Here is a 1,648-nt window from a genome sequence, read left to right as displayed (position 1 = left end):
CGCGGCCCGCAAACGGACCTGTTCACGGCGGGCCCGGCCGGCATCCGTCAACCCGCCGCCATCGGGATACCTCATACACGCGGACTACCCCACGAGCCGAAGGTCACCCTGCAAATTCAAGGTCGATAAGCTTCATCGCCTTCATCGTCATATTCGCGATCTACACCGTCTGGCTCGGCTCGACCTTCCTCAACAAGAGCGCGCGCATCCTTGACATACACCAGAACGCCTCGGTCCTGCTGCTTTCTCTTGCTGCCCTCGTGACGTTGATCGCAGGCTTGTTCGATCTTTCCGTCGCGTCCATGGCCACGCTTACGATGTTCCTCGCGATCGGTCTTCGGACGAAGGAGGACCTCCCCTTCTTCCTGATCTTGTTGATCTGTCTGGCGGTGGGCGTCGGCGGTGGACTTATAAACGGTGTGCTCGTCGAGGTCCTGCACGTCAACACGTTCATCGCGACGCTTGGCACCGGCGGCGCGATGCTCGACATCTCCGAGGTGTACTCCGGCGGCGCGCAGATCACGCCGACGCCGGCAGATCCGCATCTGCCGCACTGGTTTGTCAACGCTGGCCTGTTCACCGAGAAGTGCCCGTTGTGGCTTACGTTACCGGCCCTTGTCCTGATCGGCGCCCGTCTGTTTGTCGCTCTGAAAAAAGTCAGGCCGAAATCTACCGGTGATCGCGCGTGGATGGGTGTTCGGTTGGCGATTGTCGTCGCCGCGGCGCTTGTCCTGGTCTTCGTGTTCGATCTTTACTCCCTCGCCAGACAGGTCTCCGTGCTGGTTGCGGTTCTGATTGCGGTCACGTTTGCGCTCTGGGTACTACTGGAAATGACCAGCTATGGACGCTACCTTCGGGCGGTGGGGTCGAATCGCGCTGCGGCGACCCTTGCTGGCGTACCCGTGCGTGGCACGGTGATCCGAGCATTCGTCCTGGGCGGCGTGCTCTCAGCGCTGTCTGGCCTGTTCCTCGCCTCGATGCAGGGAGTCGCGGTGCCGAACGTCGCGGGCCCCTACCTGCTCCCGGCCTTTGCTGCTTCATTTCTTTCGACTGTTCTCCTGTCGGTCGGAAGATTTACGGTCTGGGGTGCGCTGGCTGGTGGAGTGTTTCTCGTGTGGGTCAGCCAGGGCCTCATTCTGGGCGGATTGGCACCGACCTGGACGGACATTGTGAACGGGGCCGTTCTCGTGCTTGCCGTGGCCATCTCCACCGTGCTGCACAGGAGAGGTGCCTGAGTAGTGTGACCGGGTCCGCTGTCCTATCACGCGTGTAGCAACGCTACATATGTCGGGCCCTGGGTGTTCCGGTGCTTCCCGTATTCGTCTCTACCTTGAGGATTCGTTGTGGCATTCACTTTTGACGAAATCAAGAAGAAGTTTGCCTTAGAGGTCGAACAGGCCGCCAACCGCACCCTGTCGTCAGCAGACGAGCTGCCCCTCAGCTACGAGGAGATCACCCCGGCCTGGCTGACATCCGTGTTGGCCCCGGCGCTGGGTGTGGCGGGCGCTCAGGTGGTGGCGCATCGGCTTGGCGAAAAGGACGAAGGAACCTCGAGCCGACGGCGTATCCTCCTGAGGTGAGGATTTCCGGTGTGGGCTGGGTCGGCGGCGGGCGTGGCTGACCGCGCCGGGTGGTCGGGCCCGGCGTC

General features: G+C 62.1%; 2 protein-coding genes. Both read left to right on the top strand.

Going from position 1 to position 1,648, the window contains the following annotated elements:
* A partial coding sequence (locus MXD62_RS27435) for an ABC transporter permease (RefSeq protein ID WP_248832289.1) occupies positions 1-1,235 on the top strand: 1,235 nt, incomplete at its 5' end.
* A 108-nt stretch (positions 1,236-1,343) separates the two neighbouring features.
* Positions 1,344-1,580 carry a hypothetical protein gene (locus MXD62_RS27430; protein WP_248832288.1) on the top strand — a complete coding sequence of 79 codons (237 nt, stop codon included), beginning with the start codon at positions 1,344-1,346 and terminating at the stop codon, positions 1,578-1,580.
* Positions 1,581-1,648 lie beyond the last annotated feature (68 nt).

Source organism: Frankia sp. Mgl5 (genome assembly GCF_023242985.1).
GTDB lineage: Bacteria > Actinomycetota > Actinomycetes > Frankiales > Frankiaceae > Parafrankia > Parafrankia soli.
This window is presented reverse-complemented; position numbering and strand designations above follow the sequence as displayed.